Here is a 22,074-nt window from a genome sequence, read left to right as displayed (position 1 = left end):
GCAGAGAAAGTTGTGCCGGGTTGCTCAACAGCCAGTCGAGCACGGCGTCGGCCGGCGCCGCGTCGAAGGTCAACTGCCAGGCGCCCTGTGCCTCCTGTAGTTGGTAATGTCCCGCCAAGCCACTGGCCTGCAGGGTTTGCTCCAGCGACTGCGCCACGCTTTGTCCGTCCGGACGCACGCTGACTTCGCGCAGCAGCACTTCCAGCGCCTCAGTCTGCGCGCGCAGCTTTGGCGTCTCGGTTTGCCAATAGGTGATTTTCTTCAGCGGCGGCTGGATCAACGCGACCCACAGCAGCAGACCGATCAGCGCAAAGGCCATGCCGGCGACCATGCGTTTTTCACGCAGGGCCAACGGCTGCCAACGCGCCTGCAGCTGAGCGTTAAAGCGTTGCCACTTGGCGCGGTAAACCGCGAGCGAGGCCTTATTCATCTGTTTCTGCTCCGCCGCTGTCGTCGCTTTCGCTTGGGGTGGCATCAGTGGACGGCCGCAAGGTCCAGCCCTCGTCGTCAGCGGTGACACTGATACCGGCCTGGGCCAAGGTGCTTTGCCACTCTTGATCATTGCCGCCGCGACGGGCCTCACTCAGCAGACTCAGTTGCAAGACACCGTCGACAAACGCCAGCCGCTCGACACTCCCAGCCATCGACGGCATGCCGCTGCCGGCCTGCAACACCAGACGATTGAACGTCTGCGCCGGATCATCCGCCGCGCCCTTCTGCCGCGCCGCCAATTGCTGACGCGCTTGTTGCAACGGGTTGAGGATCACCGGCAACTCAGGGAAGGCCTGCTTTACCCGCAGGTTCATCTGGGCTTTCAGTTGCAGACCCTGCCCGGCCTCGCGGGCGGCATACAGATTCAAACCAATCACCCACACCGCCACGGCCAACGCTGACAGGGCGATCGCCCTGCCCCAGCCGCGATGCTCGGTTTTTTGTTGCTGGACCGCGCCATGCAGCCCCCAACCCGGAAGCGGCCCGGTCCAGCGCTGCGCATCCGCCATCGGCAGTTCAGCACCCGGCGGCGGTTGCTCACCGATCCAATGCAACGTGATGCCCGGCTCCCACACAACACCGTCGAAACCGTCATCGAACAACGGCTGCACCCGCGCCGCTTGCACACTATCGCGCAGCAACAAATGCCCGTCCTGCACGCAAGCGACGGTGCCGGGCAACACCGGCAAACAGTACGGTGCCGGGTAGAGACCGCGCAGGTTCAGCCCAGCATTTTTGAGCAACTGGCCAAAACCCAACAACTGCTGCCGAGGCGCCCAGGCGATCTGCACCTGCCCGGCATCGTCCCGCGAGCTGTGCGCAATGTGCATCTCGTTGCTGTCGCCAAGCATCAAGGCCTGCGCCGCACATTGCACCGCCGCGACAATCTTGTTGGCAGGTAACGGCGGCAAATCGAGACTCGCCAACAGGCTGTCAGCCGGGTGCAGAAAACACACCAGCGGTGGCAGTTTCGACTGCTGACTCAACTGGCTCAGACTGAGGCGTTCTTCCCGCGTGACCTGGCCCTGACAATCCAGCCAGGCGCAGTGCAATTCACTGTGCAGATCCAGTTCCGCCAAGGGCGGCAACGCCACTTTCAACTGGCTCATACGCCCACCCGCGACCAGATCACTTGCGGCAAGCGGTCCTGGCTGCGATGCAACAACGCCCCAAGACTGACCCGCCGCTGATCGCGCCGCGCCTCACCACGCAGGCGAAACCAGTCACTGGTGATGCCGACCTTGACACTGGTCAGCTCCAGTTGCGGCATGCGCAAACGGTTAACGAAATCGCCGCGATTGATAAACCAACGCCCGGCATCGCGCTCGGCAATCAGCGCATTGGCACGCTCCAGCGACAGCCCCGGCACATACGCGGCCAACACCGGTGCGGTGGCCGTGTTGCCGTTGAGCCAGGTCGTCGCGGGGATCACCGTCAGATACGGCGCCAGTTTGCCCATCACCGCCTCATTCACGCCGTCGACACTGCGCAGATCATCGATGCTGCGCAGCATCGGCAGCGTCGGATTCTGCGGTTTGTGTGAAGCGTTCGGCGAGGTCGCGCGACCACTGTCGAAACCATTTTTCGGCGCTTCAGCAATCTGCGGATTCAGCAGCCTCGGGTAGGAAGCAATCACCCGCTGACTGATGCGCTGACTCAACCCGGCGCTGACACCGATCAACTCGCACAAGCGCTGAAACGCCGCCACCTGCGCCTCATCGACCCGCTCGTTGGCCACCAGATTGCGCAGGTTGAACTTGCCCTGCTCATCCTCCAGTCGCCCCTCAAAACCCTGTGCGGAGAGACGTTGCGCCCAGGGCTGATCGAGCCGGGTCAGCGGATCGCGCTGACGTGCGTCCCACAACAATTGACGACTGATCTCCAGCCCGCCCTGCACCAGCCAACGCCCCTGCACGCGCTGCTGATCGGCCTCCAGCGCACGGGTCGACACGCTCTGGCGCGTCAACATGCCCGCCGCAATCACCGCCACCACGGCCGCAATCAACAACGCGCTGATAATCGCCATGCCCTGTTGCTTCGCCCCCTCAGGCGAGCGGCTGTTCATGGCCGGCCTTACAACTGCCAGGAACCGATATCGGCATTCACGCCGTCGCCGTCAGGCTGACCGTCGGCACCGAGGGAAAAGATGTCGATCTCGCCGTTGGCGCCGGGGTTGAGGTACTGATAAGGACGCCCCCACGGATCGTTCGGCAAGCGCTCCAGGTACGAGCGCCAATTGCTGTTCTTCGCATCCGCCGGCCGCTCCACCAACACCTTCAGGCCCTGGTTCATGCTCGGGTAAGTGCCGTGATCGAGGCGATACAACTTCAACGCCTGCATTAACCCACCAATATCCTGCTTCGCCGCCGTGGCCCGCGCCTGATCCGGCCGGTCGAGCACCTTCGGCACCACCATCGCCGCCAAAATCCCCAGAATCACCACCACCACCATGATCTCGATCAGGGTAAAACCCTGCTGCCCACGCGGCGCGCGCATCGGTTGCTGACGCGATTTGAAAGGTGCGATATCCATCTCGACATTCCCTGGCTTGATTCGATTCGACGCGCAGTGTTGCAAGAAGATATGTCAGTGATGTTGAAAATCCTCGGGTGTTTTCGTCGTCAAGCCGTCAAGCACGCGGGTTAGCGTCGAGGGCTGGGTTTTGGCTTTGGGCCATGTATGCGTGCGCGTTCGCGGGAAGACGGTTTCACGTTGATTGAAGTGCTGGTGGCGCTGGCGATTATTGCCGTGGCGATGTCGGCGGCTGTGCGCGTGGCGGGGTTGATGACGCAGAGCAGCGGGGTTTTGCGGGATCGGTCGGTGGCGATGATTGCGGCGCAGAGTCGGATGGCGGAGTTGCGGTTGGAAGGCAAGTTGCCGATGGGCATGAAAGCGCTGGATTGTGATCAGGGGCGGTTGTTGTTGCGCTGTGAACAGTTGATCAGCGCAGCCGAAAACGGCCGCTTACTCAAGATTGGCATTCAGGTATTTGACCGGAGTCAGGATGCGCCGCCGTTGGCCAGGCTTGAGACATTGTTGTCCCGAACGGAAAGCCCCTCACCCTAGCCCTCTCCCCGAGGTAGAGGGGACCGATTCGGGGATATTCCGAAGCTACACCGACCTGAACGTCTTTCATTGAATCCAAAATGGCCAAGCTCACAAAACCAAATCGAAGGCCCTTCACCGAACCATAATCGCCAAAATCTTCCAGGTCGACGTACCCCGCAAAACACCTCGGTCGGCCCCCTCTCCCTCCGGGAGAGGGCTGGGGTGAGGGCCGCTTTTAATCACGAATTCCCCAGAACAACCACCCGATCAATGACCAGGTGATCCCGACACCTAAATCACTCCGGCAATTGCAAATTATCCAACGCCCGATTCACCGCCAACTCCCTGCGCCTCGGATCCCGGAACAGCTCCGTCCCCTTGTCCCAACAGACGTAAGCGTCCAGCGAACACATCCCCTTGAAGCTGAATATGGAACCATCGCCTCCATTGAACCGAGGCCGCAGTGGTTATGCGGATTCTGTTCTCTATAATCACCGATCGGCCATGTTTAGGGTGCCTGTTATGCCAACCTCCGCTGATCAAAACTCCGCTGTCGTTTTACGCGCAGCTTCCAATAACGACCTGGAAGATCTGGTAGCCATCAGGATTGAAGCCATGCGCGAGAGCCTCGAACGGCTTGGACGATTTGACCCGGATCGTGCGCGCGAACGATTTCTTGGTGGGTTCGACGCTAACAGCACACGCCGCATAGAAGTATCAGGTGATCTGGTCGGTTTTGTCGTAATCAAAGACCAGCAGAGCGAGCTTCTGCTTGACCACTTGTATGTGATACCCAGTGCTCAAGGAGCAGGAATCGGCTCTGAAGTCCTTACTCGGATTTTCAGAGAGGCTGATGAGATCGGGCGTCCCATCAAGGTGGGTGCACTCAAGGAAAGCGCTTCAAATCGCTTTTACACTCGCCATGGCTTTGTGTTCGTCGAAAGCGGTGAATTCGATAATTATTATGTCCGGACTAGCGGTAATGCCGTTGATTTGGGCGAGTAGGCAGATCTTGATACGGTGCCTCGTCAAAGGTTGCACCGCTAGATGGGCATCTGCATTCAGAGGGGACGGATCTATTTTTCAAAAATAAATCCGTCCCTTTTTCCTCCTGTAGGAGCTGCCGAAGGCTGCGATCTTTTGATCTTGTTTTTCAGGATCAAAATCAAAAGATCGTCCGCGCGGCCCGAGCCTTCGGCTGCTCCCACACAAATATCTCAGGCAACGGAAACAGCGCATGTGTCATCGCCATCGCTGCCATCCCAGCTCCCAAAGGTTTCAGCGCCGGACACAACACCAATGACCAACACAAAACCCTGTGGGAGCGAGCCTGCTCGCGAAAGCGCCAGAATGAACACCCGATCAATCACCGGGTGATCCCGGCACCCGCATCACTCCGGCAAATGCAAATTATCCAACGCCCGATTCACCGCCAACTCCCCGAGCATGATCAACTGCGCAATCCCAGCCAGCGCATGGCGCTGCGATGCCGGCAACAGGCTGGAGACGTTCTGCGCGATGGTTTTGGCCGAAGCGAGTGTTGCACTGGCATCGACCAGCAGTTCTTCGGTTTTGTTGTCCGCCGTCACGGCGTACATCCCACGGTTTTTACGTGGGGGCGGCGTGGAACCGGGCGGACAGAGGTAATGGTCGAGCGCGCGGTCGGCGGCTTCGTGGAGTTTTTTTGAGTCGATGGCTTCGTAGGGAGACGTGCAGTTGGATTCGGGCGGGTTGGGTGTTGGTTTGATCATGGTGAAGCTCCTTGATGACTGGAGCCGCCACCGTTCGCGGTCAAACAAACAGGGTGGCAGCTGTACGCGGGTTGACCGACCGGACATCAAGGAATCCGGCACACCCGAAGGTGTCCCACGCACAGCCACCGCGACATGATTTCAGACAATGCCTGAACACGTGCAGAACGCTAGCGCGCCTTGATATTGGGCGGACGGTCAAATCCGATCACTGATTCGTCAGCGACCGCACCACAATAGAACCCGCCCCCAAGGCACACAAGCCGGCGGATTCTGGCGTAGCTGTAGGCAAAGGCGCAAGGATGTGTAGCCTGAGAGAGTATCTGGAGATGTCTTTTTAAACGTTGGTGTTTATCGCGCCTCATCGCGTCCTGCCGTCCAAAATCGATCCCATCACCTGTTGGCAAGGATTCCCCCCGCTCGCCCCGCATTGCGGCCATATCTAGCAGTCAACCAATAATTTGTAAGTAAATATTGAGCGCGCCGCCTGCCTCGGGCATGCTGCGCGCAGCACATTTACATGGACAGTAAAACTTTATGCGCCCCTCCCAGGACATGCCCATTCTTCTCGCGTACACGCTGGTCACCCCCGCATTATTTTGGCAGCCGATATCCCCCGCCCCCATATCGACTCCATTCCGGTCAAGGAAAACTGAAACTTTGAAAAGGAACAATTCATGAGTGGCAAACCCGCTGCGCGAGTTACAGATCCAACCAATTGCCCGCTTCCTGGGCATGGCACAAACCCTATTGTCAGCGGCTCGCCCAATGTGAATTTCGACGGCCTTGCCGCCGCTCGAATGACCGACAAGTCCGCCTGCGGTAGCCCAATCACGGGCGCCGTCAGCGCTACGGTTTTCATCAATGGGCTGAATGCTGCGACTAAAGACAGTACCGGTGGCCACGGCAACGTGGTTATCGGCGGATCCGGCACGGTCATCATTGGCGACACCGTCGTATCAGCGCCTTTCAGCGGACTGACGTCGATGCCCGTCCACTTCAGCGACAAGTTCAGGCTTATTGATGACGAGTCAGGGGAGCCGCTAGCTAATCTTGATTACGCCATTCAGCGAGCTGACGGCAGCATTGAGCACGGTGTCAGCGATTCAATGGGGTATACGCACGTAATTAGCTCGCACCTCGCCGAAACGATCCAACTGTTTTTGGAGGATTGAAAATGGATGTAGATAAAACTCAAGAAAACTACCGTGTACAAGACTTAATGGCCAAAAGCATAAACCTACTTATCTCCACTCTCCAAAGCAGCCACCAGCAGAGCGTCAAAGAAAATAACGGAAGTTATCCTCATGGCTGAAGTCATTAGCAAAAACGGCCGAAAAATGTCATCTGTAGCCACCAGAACGGTGACGCCTGTCAAAGACTCCAGCCCTAAAGCTGTATCCGTAGACGCAAAGCAACAAAAGAGGCGTGCCGAGAATGCGGAGTTCTTAAAGAATAAAAATGTGAAGGCCTTTCTGGATACGTTGGCACAAGTCGAGGGTGGCAATTATCACGCGAAATTCGGATATGGTTGGGCAGCCGGCTGGAAATCCGGGAAGTGGACATTCAGTGATGAGTCTACTCACCCAGGACCAGGTCATGGTGGTTCAACTACAGCTTCTGGAAGGTACCAAATCACGAAAGCCACCTGGTCTGAACTCTCCATCAAAGCAATGGGGCTATCTGACTTCAGCCCCGGAACGCAGGACTTGATTGCCGTTGAACTCCTGCGCAACGTGAGTGCCATCGAACCACTGATCGGTGGCGACTTAAAAACTGCAGTTGGAAAAGCATCAAAAAAATGGGAAGCGTTGCCTATGGGGCCGGGCTTGGCAAATCGACCAATCAATGGAAAGCCTTCCGGCCAACCTTATACTGAGTACGACGAAGTAGAAAAAATATATAGAGGCTTTGGCGGTACTGTTAAATGAAACTAAAAATATTAGCCATCAGCCTTTTGTGTTGCGTCAGTTTATTTTCTAGCGCAGCAGACGTTCCTATCAAAGAGGGAATGCCATTTTCGAAAGCCCGAAAAGCTTTGATTAAAAATGGCTGGAAACCGAATCCTTCCTACTCAGGTGAGTTCGGGGTCGAAAACGTCATCCAAAGAAAAGGCTACATTGAAATCGAGTCTTGCACGGAGGGCGTCCGTTTCTGCAGCTTCAACTACATCAAGAACGGAGATTGTTTAGGTGTAGGAACTGTCGGCGAAGAAGTCAAAGACATGAAAATTTATTCCTGGAACTTCAAATGCCCTGAAAAGGATTGAAACCAGAAATCGACAACAAAGTGATAACAAAAGGGACTGATTTATTTTATGGAAATAAATCAGTCCCTTTTTTTGGTGCCGGAGGTGGAGGCACACTTTTTGGGTTTGATGACTCAGTGTTCAGCACCGCTAAACAAAACCTGACTTAACAGCAATCCCAAAGCTGATCATGACCAACAACAGAGAAATGACGCTCCATTGCAGTACTACTAGCTTCCGTTTGAGGGGAACTGGGAAACTGGCCAAATCTTCAGAGCTCAGCTCACCCCGTTTCAAATAAAACTTAGGGAACGTCACAACTCCCGAAATGCCGCCTACAAGCAGAAGCTTTCCCCAAGGCCCGCCATGCCGAAGCGGAGCGCGAGCCGTGACGGCTGAGCAGTTCTTCAGATGCTCCAACATCAAATCCATCTTCGTATAGGCCAGGTGCAAACAGAGGCCTATCCAAAGAATCAGCCCTGCCAGATCAACGATGGCAATGGACAGAAGTACCTTATCAACGATGTTCAAACTCACTTCCCTGCCGAGTAGATTTTCTCACCAGTTCACTCGCTTTTAGTCTCCAAGCGTTCAAACGGGGCTGAGCACGCTTCTCATCCGGTTACTTCAGCACTCCTGATTTCCCCAAAGCAACCAGCACAACCATCGCAGAAAGCAGCGCTATTGCGCTCCATTGCATCAACACAAGTCTCTGCTTGAGTGACGAAGGAAAATTCTCTACGTCATCGGCGCTGAGCGTGCCGCGTCTCATATAGAAATTCGTGAACGTAACGAGACCAGAGGCACCGCCTACTAGAAGCAATCTTCCCCACGCACCTCCGTGCTTCAGCGCAGCTAACCTAGTGCCAGCAGAACTGTTTTTGAGGTGTTCAAGGATCACGTCCATCTTGATATGTGCAATGTAGAGAGCTATCCCGATCCAGATGATCATCGAGATAATTACTACGCCACACAATCCTCCGACTATCAGTTCAGCGGTATTCATTTAGTCACCTCGTAAATCACTTCGCCGAACATTTCACCGCCGGCCCCTCCAACCGCCCCGCCAGCATATGAGCCTGCCGCTACAACTACCACGCCGCAAGCGAGGGTTCCCAATCCGCCAGTAGGCACGCCAAGCCCCACACAAATTGCACCTACCACTGGAGCAGTCAGTGCTGCACCTGTCATCGCGCCACCGGCCACACCACCAATGAAGCTCCCACCCTCGGTATATTTGATCTTTTCACACGCATCCTTGTTACCTGCCGCACAGACTTCTTGAACCTTCATGTAAGACGCCCCGCCTCCTACGGCAGTACCAATCCAACCGCCGTACTTAACAACTTTGGCTGCTCTGGCGACACCTTCTGCGTGAGTGGCGTAACCGGGAATCTGCCCCGGAGCACCGGCCAGGGTCCAGTGATGCACCAAGCTTTTGCTTGAGATGCCGAGGGCTGATTTCAAACTTGGGTGATCAGGGAAACCGATGCCCTTTCTGGTTAACCCGGTGAGCTGCCTATCAAGCTTGGCAAACAGTCGTGCGCGTTCATCAAAGAACTCCGAACTACGCAAGTGACCGTCACGCTGAAAACTTTTCTGGTGCAGCGTTTCGATTTCCTTCAGCGAGGTTGTCACGTCTCCCAGGTTCTTGGCGAAGATTGATTCACCCACTCCGATTGATGTGGAGCCTTGCGAAAGAATGGACTCAATCTGGCTCTGATAACGAACCATGAAGCTCGCTTCTTCGTCGGTCATGGGCTTGAGTGCTGCGTCTACTTTCTGGGCCGCTTCCATGAGCAACGCTTCTTCACGTGTGCACTGAGGATTGTTCGGATCACTCAACACGATGAGCTGCCCAGGCTTGGCGTACCCGGTGACGTGAGGGTTGAGGCGCGTGAATTTCTCAAGCGTTGCACCATCCGGCTTATCGAACAATGCTGCTTCCAGCGCAGAGCGCGGCATGACTTGCTGAACGATGTAGAAACCGGGTTCCGCTGCTGGCTTCGCAACAGCCGGTTTCTCTGCGGGAGCCTCAGGATATTCTGCCCAGTGCTTGGCGTGCAGATCAGTCGGTTCTACGCCACGGTAGACCTGTTTTCTTGGCGGGTTAGGTAGCGCGGGCCTTGGTACGTTTCCATATTCACTCATGCATCATCCTTGTTCACTTCGGGAATCCCGACTTGAGGTTCCGACAGTCCGACGCTATCGAAAAGCCCAAGTGCTGGCTGTAGGACAAAGCCTAAAAAGCTGTGCCCAAACGGCTGATTCCTGTCATTCGCGGGGTGCGCAGGATAACTGGTGAGGGAGGATGGATGAATGGCAGCAGATGGCCATCCACGATGATTGCGGCCTGACTATTCTGCGTTTAGCTACCATTACTCCCAATAACGACAGGCACTTTCGGCCAACAGCAGACCTCCAACCTAGCTAGTTTCGTCTCGATAATGACATCACCTGACTGCTTACGATCAACTCCGGGCATTCAATGTCCGCAACGCTGCCAGTAGCAACATCTTCGACTACCCTACTCACCTGAAAGGAAATCCGAAATGTCGACCTGGATACGGTGCCTTCAGCACACAAACAATATGTTTCCAGACAAGTTATATCACTCAATAGGACAGGCTTTAAAATGGACGAAGAACGATTTGTGTTTGAAGCGCTTACCCGATTCAACTACTTCCCTAATCAAAAGCAGGGCGTTGGCGAGATTCCACCAATCTTCGATTCAAGACGATTCACACCCGAAGTAGTTCTTCGAATCGTCCAAGAGCCAGACGCATGCGATGAACGTGCAAAGGATCCAGAGAATAATAAGGCAGGGAGGCCTTCGAAGGGCTTTGATTTTGTTGAATATGCGTCCACTCGGTACAACAACGTGCCCAGACTTCTAGGAATCCCCCATCCACAGGCATACGGGCGGCTTGCGAAATGTATCTCTGAAAACTGGGAGCACATGCGGGGAGTCTGCGATAACGAAAGCAGCAAAATTAAACCACATTTCCATGTTGACAAACGGCTGGTAGTGATGAACTACGACAGCTTTCGAGAGAAAGTTCTGGAGAAAAGCCAGACATCATTCGGCAAGCGTTACCTGGTGACTACGGACGTTGCAAGCTGCTTTAACTCCGTTTATACACATGCTATTGAATGGGCTGGAATGGGTGAGGAAGAAGCCAAAAGACAGCTTGGGGTAACGGACAACAGCAATAAGCACTGGTCTAAAGAATTGGATAAGTGGCAAAGGAATACACGACGCCTTGAAACTCAGGGAATTACAATCGGACCGGCGACATCGACAGTCATAGTTGAACTTATACTTGGTGTAGTGGACGAAAGACTTCGTGAAGGAAAATATGAATTTGTCAGATATGTCGATGATTATGTATGTTACTGCGCAGACTCATCGGAGGCCGAACGCTTTTTGCAGAAGCTTGCCAGCGAACTAAAAAAGTTCAAATTTTCATTAAATTTATCGAAAACCAAAGTCGAACCATTACCTGCTGCAATACAAACGGACTGGGTAGCAAAACTCCATGCTGCACTTCCTCAAAAGACTGGCGAAGGCAAGAAATACGACACAGACGATACGATACATTTTTTAGAATATGCGATTTCACTCAACAATCAAACACCGGACGGAAGCGTATTAAAATACGCAATGCAGCAGCTAATCCACTTACTCAATGATGACTGGATCAGAGTAATCACTGACTATGTGACAAACTTGAGTTGGCACTACCCGCTATTACTGCCCTACTTGGGGATAATTTTCGAAAAACATGAGATTCAACACTCTGACTATGAGGAAAGGCTAAACCAAATTATAATCGAGAACTCCAAAAATGGGCGCTCAGACGGAATGTGCTGGCCACTACACTTCATCAGCAAGCATGCACTGACCCTCAACACTTTAGCAGAGGCGGCGGTTATTAACTCTCAAGACTGCCTATCAATGTGTATATTGATGAAAATAACCGGCTGGACAGAAAGCCTACAACGAGTATTTGAAACCTTATGCGAACTTGATGTTTATCAAAAAGATCGGCAGTGGGTGTTTCTTTATCAAGCTTTTATCAAGGGGTACATACCCAACCCTTACAAATCGCCCGTATTTGAAATCATGAAAGAAATGGAAGTTGACTTCATGCCACCAGAAGAAAATGAAAGCCTTGCTGAGTCGTATTGCACCCATCTTGAATTTGCAGGTGCGTTTGAGCCGGAACAAGTTCCATATACCTTCGAAGAATTCTTACAACGGCGTTCTGCCTAAAATTATTGATTTTTTAAGACGTGACAGAATGATATTGGTAGCTACAGGCCTTGGTGATCGTCTTCTTATGGCCTCCAGCGATCGCGTCTTACCGATCGTTTCCGGCCATAAGATGACGTCCACGCGATCACTGATCGCCAGAAAGGGCTGATAGGTAAAGCTAAATTCTTGATTACTTACTAGCAAATTTTGAATGCAAAAAAGGGGCTAATTTATTATCTGGAAATAAATCAGCCCCCCCTTTCTCCACGTCAAAAAAATTATATATTTTCTGAAAAACAGATAAGACCACTTCCCATTTTTTAACACCAAATATCAATTCTTAATAGCTGTACTTTTAAAGAGTACTATTTTGACTTATTAACCGAAGATTCAGCGTCACCTTCAGATGCGCGGGATTCGTCTCGGGCCGAAGACTCTATAATTACTTTTTTTAGTATTTGGTGCTGCAAATCCGCGAATAGTTTTCTAGCTTGTAAATCAGTTATATGGCCTTTAGCTTTTTCGCTATCAATGTGAGCGATAGCGTTCACAATGCGCGGATCTACCTCGTCACGCTGTAAATAAGGCCGAATATTCATAGCCAGAACGCCTAAACTCATCAAGTGCCAAATTTTTATTGAGCTAAAGCTAAGCAACTCAAAAGTTTTTAACCATGGTTTTAAGAGAACTATTGCACCATCCAATGCAACACCAAGAAGAACACCTAGACTGGTCCCTCTTGGATTGGCGACAAAGAGAATGTTTAACGCTCGTCTGAAAGCCTCAGTTGCCTGATCACCATTCATATCTTTACTCCCGGGGCTTCGCTGACATCCCATATCGATTCGTGAAATTCTGCTGAGGGTCTGATCCGCTTGACTCCATCCTCGTCGTTAAAATCATCGGGATCGGAATGGGTCGAGATAAATCGAACTATTTCAAGAGTTTCGAATGCGTTCATGCCGTACCAACCACGATTAATCCTGTATTCGATTAGCTTATGATCCACTTGAAGAAGAGCTAAAAGCCCGCTGCAAATAGCCATAACCCACCAGCCTGAATCTACATCTATAGTAAACTTTAAAGTAAAATCTAGCGCCATGGCCAAGAAAAGAAAAAAGAATACAAAATTTGAGCGCCGTTTCTTTTCATTCAACATTAGCCCAACGATTGTTTTAGCCTTCGCATCCTCGTTGGATTGCGCCTCAGCTCGCTCCGAATGTAGCGTATCAATAGAGTTATTTAATGATCGATTAAGAAAAGCAATGTACGCTTTAAAAAAAGCGCTACTAAAAACAGCTTGTGACAACGCAATCGTAAGTTGATAGCTTATCTTTCGCCATTCTTTAAAGGTACTAGCACGCAGCAGATCCACTATTGCTCTTTGTACCTTTTCATCTTTCAAAGCTGAGTACATAGCACTGATCGAAGGCAAAATAGTAACCATTACAACCGTTAAATACTTCAACCACTCCGACATATGCAGCGACAGTATCGCTTCCATTACATACTTCCTTCTTATAAAAAAGAGGGCACTGATCTACTTTTTGAAAACAAATCAACTCTCTTTTTTCGCCGATAATAATCCACTCTACTTCTTGATATACACTGACCAAAACATCCTTAACGCCAAACCTAAAGAGGACTGATTTATTTTCTAAGAAATAGATCAGCCCCCCTTTTCTTGCTTATCTTAACAAGATTTACAGGCGCGGAGCGTTTCTAGAGTAGTTCTGCCTAAACATCGAACCATATAGCTTTTTCGATGCAGCATCCATAATATTGACAAGTTTAGCCGGTGCATTAGCAAGTGGACGAGTTCCGCTATGCCCAAGCACCATAATACACCGCTCATCTATTCTTGGTGCATTAATCATGAGAGACCCCAGCGCCTTGGCCATTTTTTCATTATCAGTATAATTTCTTTTCAGACAACGATTCACGCTCGAGATAAGCAGATCCGCCACTTGAATTCCGTCATTCTCCTTAGAGTCCTCTAAGCTAAACTCACCCTCCAAAATGTCTCCAAAGTCCACGGGAACAATTGCATCTTTTAGGTGTGTATGATCCACACCATACATTTCCTTTGACTTAATTAGCAGCTCTGAAACATCTTCTTCGGGAGAAAACCTTCGATAAAATGCGCTGTAGTTTCGACCGGCCAGGATGGCGGCAGTCTGCTTTCTGGCGCGAACACCAACAAGCCCGACATAAAGAGATTTAAAAGTACGCTCGTACCTATTCTCTTTTTCGCCCTTCCTGTCAATCACCCACTTAAACCTACCGATTTCCTCCGGCATGAAATCGGCATAGTAGGATATTATCTTAGGGAGCATTTCACATATTATCTGAACTTGCAGAATACATTGATTGTACTCTTGGGGCTTTAGGCTCTCGATCAGTGCTACAACTTCTTCGGCATGGGGAGCCGCCTCAGGGATTTTTGAGGCATAATTACGCACACCATCGATTGTACCTTTTCTATGTTTCTCTAATCCCAAAGCCTCGACCGCGGTGCCTCTTGTTGACAGGACATGGAGAGTACACCCCGCGTCATCTAATGCCTTGAGGAATATCTGATATGGTTCAGATTGACAATCAGGGCGTTCCTGTTTGATCTCACTCCCAAGCGCAGCGCCTAGTGAGAGTTTTAGCGACCGCAGCGCGTCGCTGACAGCTTTCATTGATCTATCAGGAACAGTTACTGCTCCGACCGTACTCCAAGTTTTCTGGTCGGAACTAGCCGAAAAAATGCCAGATTCATCGATAAAAATATGCATACTCTTCCCTATGGCTAACCAAAATCAGCTTATCCATCGTGTCTACGCTTCTTCCCCCACTTTTCTTGCTTTTCTTCTCTAAGAAAAGGGGGAGTGATTTATTTCTCTATAATAAACAATCCCTTCTTTTTTGTACCAATCAAACAATCAGATATTTGTTCGCACAAAACCCTTCGCCGATTTTACTAATGACTCAAACTCCGCTGTTTTTGCATAGGCCTCATTCACAAAGGCTTTCATATACGCAATCACGTCAGGCTTGAGGCGATCATAGTGCGAACCTAGATCATCCATATGTTTGTCTTTAATCCACACTGGATAGACACTCGCAAGCTCATCGCTTGCCTTGGAGTCATTGTGCTTAATACTGTTATTTATTAGCCGAAGCTCGTCAACTGCTTTGAACCCAACCAGACTTCCGCAATCTATCTCACTCGAATCACCACGAATCAACTTGGCTTTTTTCTTTTCCCCTAACGATGGAAAGGTAACCTTAACTATCCCTCCCAAGTGCGATTCGACCAGACGATAAAGACCAACAATTGCCAAAGACTCTCCAAGGTTATGCACCTCATCAAGTTGCCAAAAATCATCACCAAGAACAGCCTGATAACTCTCCAGATCCTCCTCACATTCAAACTGTTCAACATTTAAGGATTCATAATTTTTTTTGAGCGCACTTCGACTTTCTGCTATGGAGCTACTTAGATGGAGTCGAAACTCATCTAGAACTTCTGAGCGGATATTAAGATGAATACTTCGCAACATAGCACCAAATTCAGCACTTTTCTTCGCCATGCAATCTCTCCTTTGCTTGCAATTGATTTTTTTTGTAAAAACCCATACTCTAAGAGAATGGATTTATTTTTATAGCTCGATTCATTCCCATTTCTCGATCTTTTTACCAAAAACAGAGTCAAACTCTTGACTTGCTAGCTTTGTATTATCCTTTTATCGCTCTTCACAATGATGAGGGGTACATGTTTTTCCTGATCTTTGACTAAAGCTTCACCCCTCATAATTTTCATGCAGCTGCGTAACGCGTCAAATGCAAAAAAACCACAGCCTGGGATTGTAACCAAAGCCAGCAGCATGAATTTCGGACCAAGATTAAAGGGTGCTGCAAGCAGAAGGGGGGACATTGCCAACAGGGAGGCCAAGATGTAAATAAGAAGATAAAATGACTTCCTCCAGACTCTAGAAAAACGATTCTGGTATTTTGATCTGAATTCAATCCTATGGACTTTTTTATTCAGTTCTACATACCGCCTTGAAAGCGCATAATTGCTCAGAGACTTGTTAGGATTTGAGAGCGAAATAAGATACTTAATATCGGAAACCTGAATTGAAGAGGTTCCCGCTAAGGCATAGTAGCCTCGCTCAACAGCAAGGTGATGAGGTGGTACTTCTTCGTCTAGGTCGGCGAGAAATTCTTTCGCAAATTTATACTCCTCCCTCAATTTCAACTTACTGCTGGAAGAAAGTTCATAAATAATTTTTGCTACACCGATCATCGCGCCAATAGCCATGATGATTTTTACGATCGTTCCTATTTCCATAAGGTATTTCATCCATTGAGTTACGACGGTCAAGCGATTTTCAATGGTATGACATCAAATGGCTACTATTTTTTTGCGCAGACCTCACTGATTACGGCCTAACCAACCTAGGCATCTCCACCCCCTCCCCCAACCTCTCCACCCCCAACCTCACCCTCTCCCCCCCCTGCTCAATCACCACCCCATCCCCCTCCACCGCCACCAACTTCACCCCGGGCCCAACCTTCTCCCCCTGCAAAAAACTCCTCGGCGGCCCATCGTTCAGACTCAGTATCGCCACCGCCCCCCGACTCCCCGCCATCACCCCGCTCACCTTGATATCCATCGGCGCCGTTTGATTGGAAAACCACTGCAACGCCGGGCTATCACTGCGCGCCGCCAGCAACTGCGGGGCCGCTGCCGGGGTGTGGGATTCGGCGGAGGTCAGCAGCAGCGACGACCACGTTGCTACGCCGACCAGCGCGGCGAGCAGTGCGAGGGCCTGGATCATTTGGGGTGGGGAAACGCGTGCGGTGAAGGTCATGGGTTGAATCTCCTTTTTATCCCTGCTGTCAGCCTACGCGGCAATTCTCTCCGTTTTATTTCACACGCCTTACATGTTGGCCGTGCACGATGGCGCAGGACGCAAAGGAGCGCGCGCGCGATGAACAGGCAACAGGGTTTTACGCTGATCGAGTTGATGGTGGTGCTGGTGATCATCGGCATCGCCAGTGCGGCGATCAGCCTGAGTATCAAGCCGGATCCGTTGCAGTTGCTGCGCAAGGATGCCGAGCGTGTGGCGCAGTTGCTGCAGGTGGCGCAGGCCGAGGCCCGGGCGGATGGTCGGCCGATTGTGTGGGTGAGTGATGCCAAGGGGTTCCGGTTTAGTCGGCGCAGTGACAGTGGCAAGGGGTTTGATCATTTCGCTCAGGATCCGCAGTTGCGGCCGCGTGCCTGGCAGAGTCCGAAGATGGAGGTGCGGGTGGAGCCGAAACAGAAGGTTGTGCTGAACGCTGAGTGGATTAATCCGCCGCTGCAATTGACGTTGTCGGATGGCTTGAATCGCTTGAGTGTGCTGCGTGATGGCAACGGAAGGATCAGCCTGCAATGAAGCGCCAGCAAGGGTTTACGTTGATTGAGGTGATGGTCGCGATTCTGTTGATGGCGGTGGTGAGTCTGATTGCCTGGCGGGGGCTGGACAGTGTGACGCGGGCGGACAGTCATTTGCAGGCGAGCAGTGAGCAGAGTGACGGTTTGTTGCGGGCGCTGAATCAATTGCAGCGGGATGTGGAGATGCGGGCGGGGATTGAGTTGACCGAGCCGAAGAAGGTTGGGGTGGATGATGAGCCGCCGAGCGCCCCGCCCGCGATTACTGTGCGCAGTAGCGACAGTAAGGGGTTTCGGCTGGACATCATTCGCACGGCGGCGGATCAGCCGGGGGCGTTGCAGCGGGTGCGGTGGTGGGTCAAGGGTGACACGTTGTATCGGGCGGTGGCTGAGGCGCGGAGTCGGTATCCGCTGCCGGCGCCTGGGAATGGGGTTGCTGTTTTGCAGGATGTGAGTGATGTGCAGGTGCGGGTTTGGGAGGTGGATAAGGGGTGGCGGCAGTTGAGCGGGAATCGGCGGGAGGATCCGTTGGGGTTGGAGATTCGGTTGAGTCGGGGGACGGCGCAGGGGGTGGAGAAGTATCGGCAGGTGATTGGGCCGTTGGAGTGATTTGCTGGCCATGAATCGAACGTGGGGAGCGGGTTTGAACTGGCAAATGTGGTGGGTCAGGCAATATTGTTGTTACTGATAGAGCGCTTTCGCGAGCAGGCTCGGTCCCACAATTGGATTGGGGGTAGTCAGTTGGAGGTTGGTTGGCTGTCAGGACGTCTTCGCGGGCAAGCTCGCTCCCACAGTGGGATTGGGGGTGGTCAGTTGGGGATTGGTTGGCTGGTAGGCCGTCATCGCGAGCAGGCTCGCTCCCACAGTTGGATTGGGGGGAGTCAGTTGGAGGCTGGTTGGCTGTGAAGCCGTCTTCGCGAGCAAGCTCGCTCCCACAGTGGGATTGGGTGAGGTCAGTTGGGGATTGGTTGGCTGGTAGGCCGTCATCGCGAGCAGGCTCACTCCTACAATTGGATCGGGTACATCAGCAAGAGACTGGTTGGCTGGCAGGTCGCCTTCGCGAGCAGGCTCGCTCCCACCGTTTTGATTTGCGTACACCCCAGCGGCAAAGCCGCCCCACTCAACAGGATGAGCGTTAGCTCGGCTGCAGCTTTTGATCTTGATCTTGATCCACGGGCGACGTCGGAAGGCTGAGTGGAGGGATTCATCCGGGGGTGGGAGCGCAGCGACCGTTTGGCGCAGCCAAATGCATCGAGAGGAGGTGCAGCGAAGCAAACCGTAGGCGATGCGCCCGGATGGATCCCGCAGCGAAGGAACCCCGAGCCCCAGCGAGCGGGCCGCACGCAGGAGCAAGCCTTTTTGGTTACTTTTTCGGCGTCTGGAAAAAGTGACCCGCCGTCAGGGCGGAACCCTAAGCAGCCATAACCGCAGCAACGGATATGTCCCCAATCAACCCCACTAGCTCAAAACAACGAGACCACCAGGCAGCTCGGTGCACTTAACGCCATAAGCATCACGAATCAGCAATGCAACGCCAGCAAGTTGATCAAGGCTAAAACGCGCCTGCACCCGCCGCAGCCCAAGCTCACGATTAAGCAGCAACAACATCCCCGGCCGATACCGATTGATCTCATCAATCATCTGGCTCAGCGTAGCGCCGTTAAACACCAGCACCTGCTGACGCCAATTCATCACCGCCGCCGCGTCGACACTCTGCACACTGCCAACCTGCCGCGCGTCATAGGTCACCTGCTGCCCCGGTTCAAGCCGCAGACTACGACCTTCAACATCCACGTCAACCGCGCCATCAAGACAAGTCACGCAGACTTGCTGATCAGTATTACGCAAGTTGAACCGTGCCTGACTGGCGCGCAACCACCCTCCCCCAGCCTGCATCGCCAGCGGCAACCGCGCCGTCTGCACTTCAACCTCACCACTGACCAGCTCAAAACCCTGCACACCGTCAGACACGGCACGCTGATTGATCCGCGTCTGCGTGTTCAGCTCCAGACTCACACCCTGCACCGGTTCAAAACGACGCTGCTGACCGACCTCAGTGATGTAGTCCGCACCCAGCCCTTCAAAACCACCAGGAATCGTCCCGCGCACCAGCAAAAACGCTGCCGACGCAGCAATCGCACCACCGAGAAAAGCACGTCGACCAAACCCACGCGGCGCCTGCATCTGCTCCACGGCCGGTTGCAGTTGCTGCCACAATCGCTTGGCCTCTTCGAACGCGCGGGCATGCTCGGCGCTCTGCGCGCACCATTCGCGCAGGGCGCGGGCATCGGCCACAGTGGCGCGGCCGGAGGTCAGCAGGACCAGCCAGTCGCGGGCTTCGCTGTGCAGATTATCGGCCGCCGATGGCTCGGCAGGTGTCAGTCGAAAGATGTTCAAACGCGCAGATTCTCAACGAATTGATCGGGCACTATTCAGAAGACGGTTTTCCAGCCCCGCGACCGAACCGCTGAAACACTTTTCTTTCCAGTTTCGCGGCGCAGAAGCCCAACGCGGCTTTGATTTCCTTCTCGACCATGCGCGTGGAAATGCCGAAGCGCTGCGAGATTTCCAGATGCGGCGCCTCTTCCAGACGCGCCGCGATGAAGATCTTCCGGCGCCGTGCGGGCAGCTCGTACAACGCACTGAGCAGCGACTGGATTTCCTTTTGCCCACCGACCACCCGCGCCGGATCGAGGGCTTCATCGCCGATTTGCAGCAGCTCTTCGACTTCCTCGCCGGTGAGCAGGCGCGCGTCGGCCTGGCGGCGGTCGGCGGCGATGTTCAGGGCCATGCGATAGAGGTAGGCATTGGGCCGCAGGACGTTCGGCGGCGTCTCCATGCGGTCGACCCGCAGGTAGGTTTCGTGCAGCACGTCGTTGGCCAGATCTTCCGAACCGAGACGCCTGCGCAGGCGCACCCGAAAGTCCTCGTAGGACGTCAGGAACAGTTGGACCATCGAACCTTGTCCGGTGTCTTTCATCCCCCGGAAACTCCTTCCCATTTGGTGCATTCCATGCGTTTTCCTGACGACTCCGGTAACAACAGCAACGTGACCGGCTGACGCAAGGCGCTGGGCGTCGGCCGGTCGATTTTGAGATTGCGAAAACTTTCCACCAGCGCGTTGTCGCGCCGTACATCTCCGGTCGAAGTGACCAACCGGTTGTGCTGCACCAAGCCGTCGCGGCCAACCCAGACCTGCAACACCGCGCGATAACTGCCCGGCCGGGTCAGCGGCGAGCGGCACAGGTTGCGCTCGATCGCCGCTTGCACCGCCGTCGCGTAACTGCGGTTGACCGCGACGCTTTCGGGCGTCTGTTTTTGCGGTGGCGCCGGCACGTCTTCGACCTGCGCCACTTGCAAGGTAAACGCATCGTCGCGGGCATACCGCGCCATCAAACCACTGCCGCCGAGCAATCGACGCAGGGCATCGGCGGCGGTGTATTCGCCGTCCACCGCGAGCGAGCGGCGACCGCGACTCAACTGACTGTCGACCAGCACCGCAACGCCAGTGGCGTGGCTGTACTGATCCAGCGCGTGCGCCAGATCCTGTGCCGGAATGTGCAGCGTCATGCGCAAGTCCGCCGGCACCGCGTCGGCCATGGCGTGACTCGCCGCACAGCCGAGCAGCCACCCCAGACACATCCGGCGCACAAGCCTCGTTGAACGCTGAAAACCGTCCGTGGAATTGCCTCGCTGCACGGCTGACGAATCCTTGGAAATCGTCATCCTGAGGGCTGTTTATGAATCTGGTGTGACGGGCGGTGCAAAAAAACCATCACGGGAATTGCGCAAGGCTTGCACTAGACTCAAGCCATAGCGCGGCCCCGTCGGGCCGGCCAGGAGGCGAGCATGAATACACTGTGGCGATTGAGCCTTGGCGGGCTGTTGTTGATGGCGCTGTCGAGCGCTTATGCCGAACAGCCGTTGGGCTGTGTGGAAGTGACGGTAGGCGGCTACAAGGCGCCGAATTACGATTGTCTGAGCCAGCAGATGGGTAACAACCCGGAAGGCGCGGCGGCGGCGGAGAAGAATCAAGAGGCGCTGAATGTGCCGGTGAACAAGCGGCCGCCGAATCAGGTTGGCCTCGCGACACCGGCGGCGACCAGCACGCGGATGGGCAATACCTTTGGCACCTCGGTGAAACCGCAACGCCCACCGCAATGATTTTGATCTTGATCGTTCCCACGCTCCGCGTGGGAATGCCTCAACGGACGCTCTGCGTTCGGCTCTGGATGGGACGCGGAGCGTCCAGGGCTGCATTCCCACGCGGAGCGTGGGAACGATCAATGCGTTGCTTAATCGCTTGGGGTTTGGCGAAAGCTCACCGCGAGGCGGTTCCAGCTGTTGATGGTGGTCACGGCCATGGTCAGGTCGACCAGTTCGCCTTCGCTGAATTGCTCGCGCGCCTGCTGATACACCTCATCAGGCACGCGGCTGTCCGCCAACAACGTCACCGCCTCCGCCCAGGCCAGCGCCGCACGCTCGCGCGGGTTGAAGAAGTTGCTGTCGCGCCACACCGCTATCGCATACAAACGCCGATCACTCTCCCCGGCCCTCCGCGCATCCACCGAGTGCATATCGGTGCAGAACGCGCAGCCATTGAGCTGTGAAGCACGGATGCGGATCAGTTGCAGCAGCGGCTGTTCGATACTGAGGTTGGCGGTCAGCGCCTCCATGGCAATCATCGCTTTCATCGCTTTGGGCGAAGCGTTGTAGTAATCCAGGCGCGGGGACATGGCGGTTCTCGGTAGACGGAATAATGACTGCACCGTAAACGCCGACAGCGTTGCATTACAGCCCCAATTGCACGGAAAGTCGCTACACCAATAACCATGAGCCGAGCACAAATCCC

28 protein-coding genes are annotated in these 22,074 nt (G+C 53.6%); 10 read left to right on the top strand and 18 right to left on the bottom strand.

Annotation, left to right across the window (positions count from 1 at the left end; genetic code table 11):
- The 4 genes from gspM to gspG form a co-directional block, all read right to left on the bottom strand.
- A partial coding sequence (gspM, locus tag L8H52_RS29460; protein WP_242210056.1) for a type II secretion system protein GspM occupies positions 1 to 430 on the bottom strand: 430 nt, incomplete at its 3' end.
- Positions 423 to 1,601 (bottom strand): type II secretion system protein GspL, encoded by a 1,179-nt coding sequence (gspL, locus tag L8H52_RS29455; protein WP_242210055.1) that lies wholly within the window; start codon positions 1,599 to 1,601, stop codon positions 423 to 425. The genes gspM and gspL, both read right to left, overlap by 8 nt.
- On the bottom strand, positions 1,598 to 2,557 hold the full coding sequence (gspK, locus tag L8H52_RS29450; RefSeq protein WP_242210054.1) for a type II secretion system minor pseudopilin GspK: 960 nt from the start codon (positions 2,555 to 2,557) through the stop codon (positions 1,598 to 1,600). Before gspK ends, gspL begins: the two co-directional genes overlap by 4 nt.
- Before the next feature lie 8 nt (positions 2,558 to 2,565).
- Positions 2,566 to 2,988, bottom strand: coding sequence for a type II secretion system major pseudopilin GspG (gspG, locus tag L8H52_RS29445; RefSeq protein ID WP_175555708.1), 423 nt, complete (start codon positions 2,986 to 2,988; stop codon positions 2,566 to 2,568).
- Positions 2,989 to 3,171: 183 nt separating this feature from the next.
- On the opposite strand from gspG, the gene gspI reads away from it, so the two are divergent.
- Entirely contained in the window at positions 3,172 to 3,558 is a 387-nt protein-coding gene (gspI, locus tag L8H52_RS29440) for a type II secretion system minor pseudopilin GspI (protein WP_242210053.1), read from the top strand.
- Positions 3,559 to 4,062: 504 nt separating this feature from the next.
- Positions 4,063 to 4,545 (top strand): GNAT family N-acetyltransferase, encoded by a 483-nt coding sequence (locus tag L8H52_RS29435; protein WP_242210052.1) that lies wholly within the window; start codon positions 4,063 to 4,065, stop codon positions 4,543 to 4,545.
- Positions 4,546 to 4,931: 386 nt separating this feature from the next.
- Here the strand turns inward: L8H52_RS29435 and L8H52_RS29430 are convergent, their stop codons facing one another.
- Positions 4,932 to 5,291, bottom strand: coding sequence for a hypothetical protein (locus L8H52_RS29430; RefSeq protein ID WP_242210051.1), 360 nt, complete (start codon positions 5,289 to 5,291; stop codon positions 4,932 to 4,934).
- Positions 5,292 to 5,968: 677 nt separating this feature from the next.
- On the opposite strand from L8H52_RS29430, the gene L8H52_RS29425 reads away from it, so the two are divergent.
- From L8H52_RS29425 to L8H52_RS29410, 4 genes are read left to right on the top strand one after another with little or no spacing between them, the layout of a single operon-like run.
- The gene (locus L8H52_RS29425) at positions 5,969 to 6,466 is read left to right on the top strand and encodes a PAAR domain-containing protein (RefSeq protein ID WP_034155639.1); all 498 of its coding nucleotides are present in this window, start codon (positions 5,969 to 5,971) and stop codon (positions 6,464 to 6,466) included.
- Between the two features lie 2 nt (positions 6,467 to 6,468).
- Positions 6,469 to 6,606: a hypothetical protein gene (locus tag L8H52_RS29420; RefSeq protein ID WP_242210050.1), complete on the top strand. Its 138-nt coding sequence runs from the start codon at positions 6,469 to 6,471 to the stop codon at positions 6,604 to 6,606.
- A complete protein-coding gene (locus tag L8H52_RS29415; RefSeq protein WP_242210049.1) occupies positions 6,599 to 7,222 on the top strand; it encodes a hypothetical protein in 624 nt (207 codons plus the stop codon). The genes L8H52_RS29420 and L8H52_RS29415 overlap by 8 nt, the downstream gene beginning before the upstream one ends.
- Complete coding sequence (locus L8H52_RS29410; protein WP_242210048.1) at positions 7,219 to 7,560, top strand: hypothetical protein; 342 nt, start codon at positions 7,219 to 7,221, stop codon at positions 7,558 to 7,560. Before L8H52_RS29415 ends, L8H52_RS29410 begins: the two co-directional genes overlap by 4 nt.
- Positions 7,561 to 7,689: 129 nt before the next feature.
- Here L8H52_RS29410 and L8H52_RS29405 read toward each other — a convergent pair whose 3' ends face one another.
- The 3 genes from L8H52_RS29405 to L8H52_RS29395 form a co-directional block, all read right to left on the bottom strand.
- Positions 7,690 to 8,076, bottom strand: a complete 387-nt coding sequence (locus tag L8H52_RS29405; protein WP_242210047.1) for a hypothetical protein — start codon at positions 8,074 to 8,076, stop codon at positions 7,690 to 7,692.
- Between the two features lie 85 nt (positions 8,077 to 8,161).
- Entirely contained in the window at positions 8,162 to 8,545 is a 384-nt protein-coding gene (locus L8H52_RS29400; RefSeq protein WP_095122826.1) for a hypothetical protein, read from the bottom strand.
- Positions 8,542 to 9,690: a hypothetical protein gene (locus tag L8H52_RS29395; protein WP_242210046.1), complete on the bottom strand. Its 1,149-nt coding sequence runs from the start codon at positions 9,688 to 9,690 to the stop codon at positions 8,542 to 8,544. Before L8H52_RS29395 ends, L8H52_RS29400 begins: the two co-directional genes overlap by 4 nt.
- A 484-nt stretch (positions 9,691 to 10,174) precedes the next feature.
- Between L8H52_RS29395 and drt4 the strand changes: the two genes are divergently transcribed.
- Complete coding sequence (gene drt4, locus L8H52_RS29390; protein WP_242210045.1) at positions 10,175 to 11,815, top strand: antiviral reverse transcriptase Drt4; 1,641 nt, start codon at positions 10,175 to 10,177, stop codon at positions 11,813 to 11,815.
- A 347-nt stretch (positions 11,816 to 12,162) separates the two neighbouring features.
- On the opposite strand, the gene L8H52_RS29385 is transcribed toward drt4, so the two are convergent.
- From L8H52_RS29385 to L8H52_RS29360, 6 genes are all read right to left on the bottom strand, one after another.
- Positions 12,163 to 12,603, bottom strand: coding sequence for a hypothetical protein (locus L8H52_RS29385; protein WP_242210044.1), 441 nt, complete (start codon positions 12,601 to 12,603; stop codon positions 12,163 to 12,165).
- Entirely contained in the window at positions 12,600 to 13,301 is a 702-nt protein-coding gene (locus L8H52_RS29380; RefSeq protein WP_242210043.1) for a hypothetical protein, read from the bottom strand. Before L8H52_RS29380 ends, L8H52_RS29385 begins: the two co-directional genes overlap by 4 nt.
- A 199-nt stretch (positions 13,302 to 13,500) precedes the next feature.
- Positions 13,501 to 14,577 carry a DUF3800 domain-containing protein gene (locus tag L8H52_RS29375; protein WP_242210042.1) on the bottom strand — a complete coding sequence of 359 codons (1,077 nt, stop codon included), beginning with the start codon at positions 14,575 to 14,577 and terminating at the stop codon, positions 13,501 to 13,503.
- A 147-nt stretch (positions 14,578 to 14,724) separates the two neighbouring features.
- Complete coding sequence (locus L8H52_RS29370; RefSeq protein ID WP_242210041.1) at positions 14,725 to 15,375, bottom strand: hypothetical protein; 651 nt, start codon at positions 15,373 to 15,375, stop codon at positions 14,725 to 14,727.
- A gap of 134 nt (positions 15,376 to 15,509) precedes the next feature.
- Entirely contained in the window at positions 15,510 to 16,169 is a 660-nt protein-coding gene (locus tag L8H52_RS29365) for a hypothetical protein (protein WP_242210040.1), read from the bottom strand.
- Positions 16,170 to 16,227: 58 nt separating this feature from the next.
- Positions 16,228 to 16,659 (bottom strand): type II secretion system protein N, encoded by a 432-nt coding sequence (locus L8H52_RS29360; protein WP_242210038.1) that lies wholly within the window; start codon positions 16,657 to 16,659, stop codon positions 16,228 to 16,230.
- Between the two features lie 120 nt (positions 16,660 to 16,779).
- Here L8H52_RS29360 and gspH point away from each other — a divergent pair, with 120 nt between their 5' ends.
- Both gspH and L8H52_RS29350 read left to right on the top strand, forming a co-directional pair.
- Positions 16,780 to 17,226, top strand: coding sequence for a type II secretion system minor pseudopilin GspH (gspH, locus tag L8H52_RS29355; RefSeq protein ID WP_242210036.1), 447 nt, complete (start codon positions 16,780 to 16,782; stop codon positions 17,224 to 17,226).
- A complete protein-coding gene (locus L8H52_RS29350) occupies positions 17,223 to 17,831 on the top strand; it encodes a prepilin-type N-terminal cleavage/methylation domain-containing protein (RefSeq protein WP_242210034.1) in 609 nt (202 codons plus the stop codon). The genes gspH and L8H52_RS29350 overlap by 4 nt, the downstream gene beginning before the upstream one ends.
- A gap of 849 nt (positions 17,832 to 18,680) precedes the next feature.
- On the opposite strand, the gene L8H52_RS29345 is transcribed toward L8H52_RS29350, so the two are convergent.
- Genes L8H52_RS29345 through L8H52_RS29335 form a run of 3 tightly spaced genes read right to left on the bottom strand, consistent with a single transcriptional unit; the run spans position 18,681 to position 20,864 of the window.
- Positions 18,681 to 19,619 (bottom strand): DUF4880 domain-containing protein, encoded by a 939-nt coding sequence (locus L8H52_RS29345; RefSeq protein WP_242210033.1) that lies wholly within the window; start codon positions 19,617 to 19,619, stop codon positions 18,681 to 18,683.
- Positions 19,620 to 19,650: 31 nt separating this feature from the next.
- Positions 19,651 to 20,202: an RNA polymerase sigma factor gene (locus tag L8H52_RS29340; RefSeq protein ID WP_007913935.1), complete on the bottom strand. Its 552-nt coding sequence runs from the start codon at positions 20,200 to 20,202 to the stop codon at positions 19,651 to 19,653.
- Positions 20,199 to 20,864: a secretin and TonB N-terminal domain-containing protein gene (locus L8H52_RS29335; protein ID WP_242210057.1), complete on the bottom strand. Its 666-nt coding sequence runs from the start codon at positions 20,862 to 20,864 to the stop codon at positions 20,199 to 20,201. Before L8H52_RS29335 ends, L8H52_RS29340 begins: the two co-directional genes overlap by 4 nt.
- 207 nt (positions 20,865 to 21,071) lie before the next feature.
- Here L8H52_RS29335 and L8H52_RS29330 point away from each other — a divergent pair, with 207 nt between their 5' ends.
- A complete protein-coding gene (locus L8H52_RS29330; RefSeq protein ID WP_102902194.1) occupies positions 21,072 to 21,386 on the top strand; it encodes a hypothetical protein in 315 nt (104 codons plus the stop codon).
- 131 nt (positions 21,387 to 21,517) lie between these two features.
- Here L8H52_RS29330 and L8H52_RS29325 read toward each other — a convergent pair whose 3' ends face one another.
- The gene (locus L8H52_RS29325) at positions 21,518 to 21,958 is read right to left on the bottom strand and encodes a carboxymuconolactone decarboxylase family protein (RefSeq protein WP_016984408.1); all 441 of its coding nucleotides are present in this window, start codon (positions 21,956 to 21,958) and stop codon (positions 21,518 to 21,520) included.
- Positions 21,959 to 22,074: the final 116 nt, after the last annotated feature.

This window comes from Pseudomonas sp. CROZ-RG-20F-R04-15 (genome assembly GCF_022662375.1).
In the GTDB taxonomy this organism is placed as follows: domain Bacteria; phylum Pseudomonadota; class Gammaproteobacteria; order Pseudomonadales; family Pseudomonadaceae; genus Aquipseudomonas.
The sequence above is the reverse complement of the archived record's forward strand: the minus strand, read 5'-3'. Positions and strand labels throughout refer to the sequence as shown.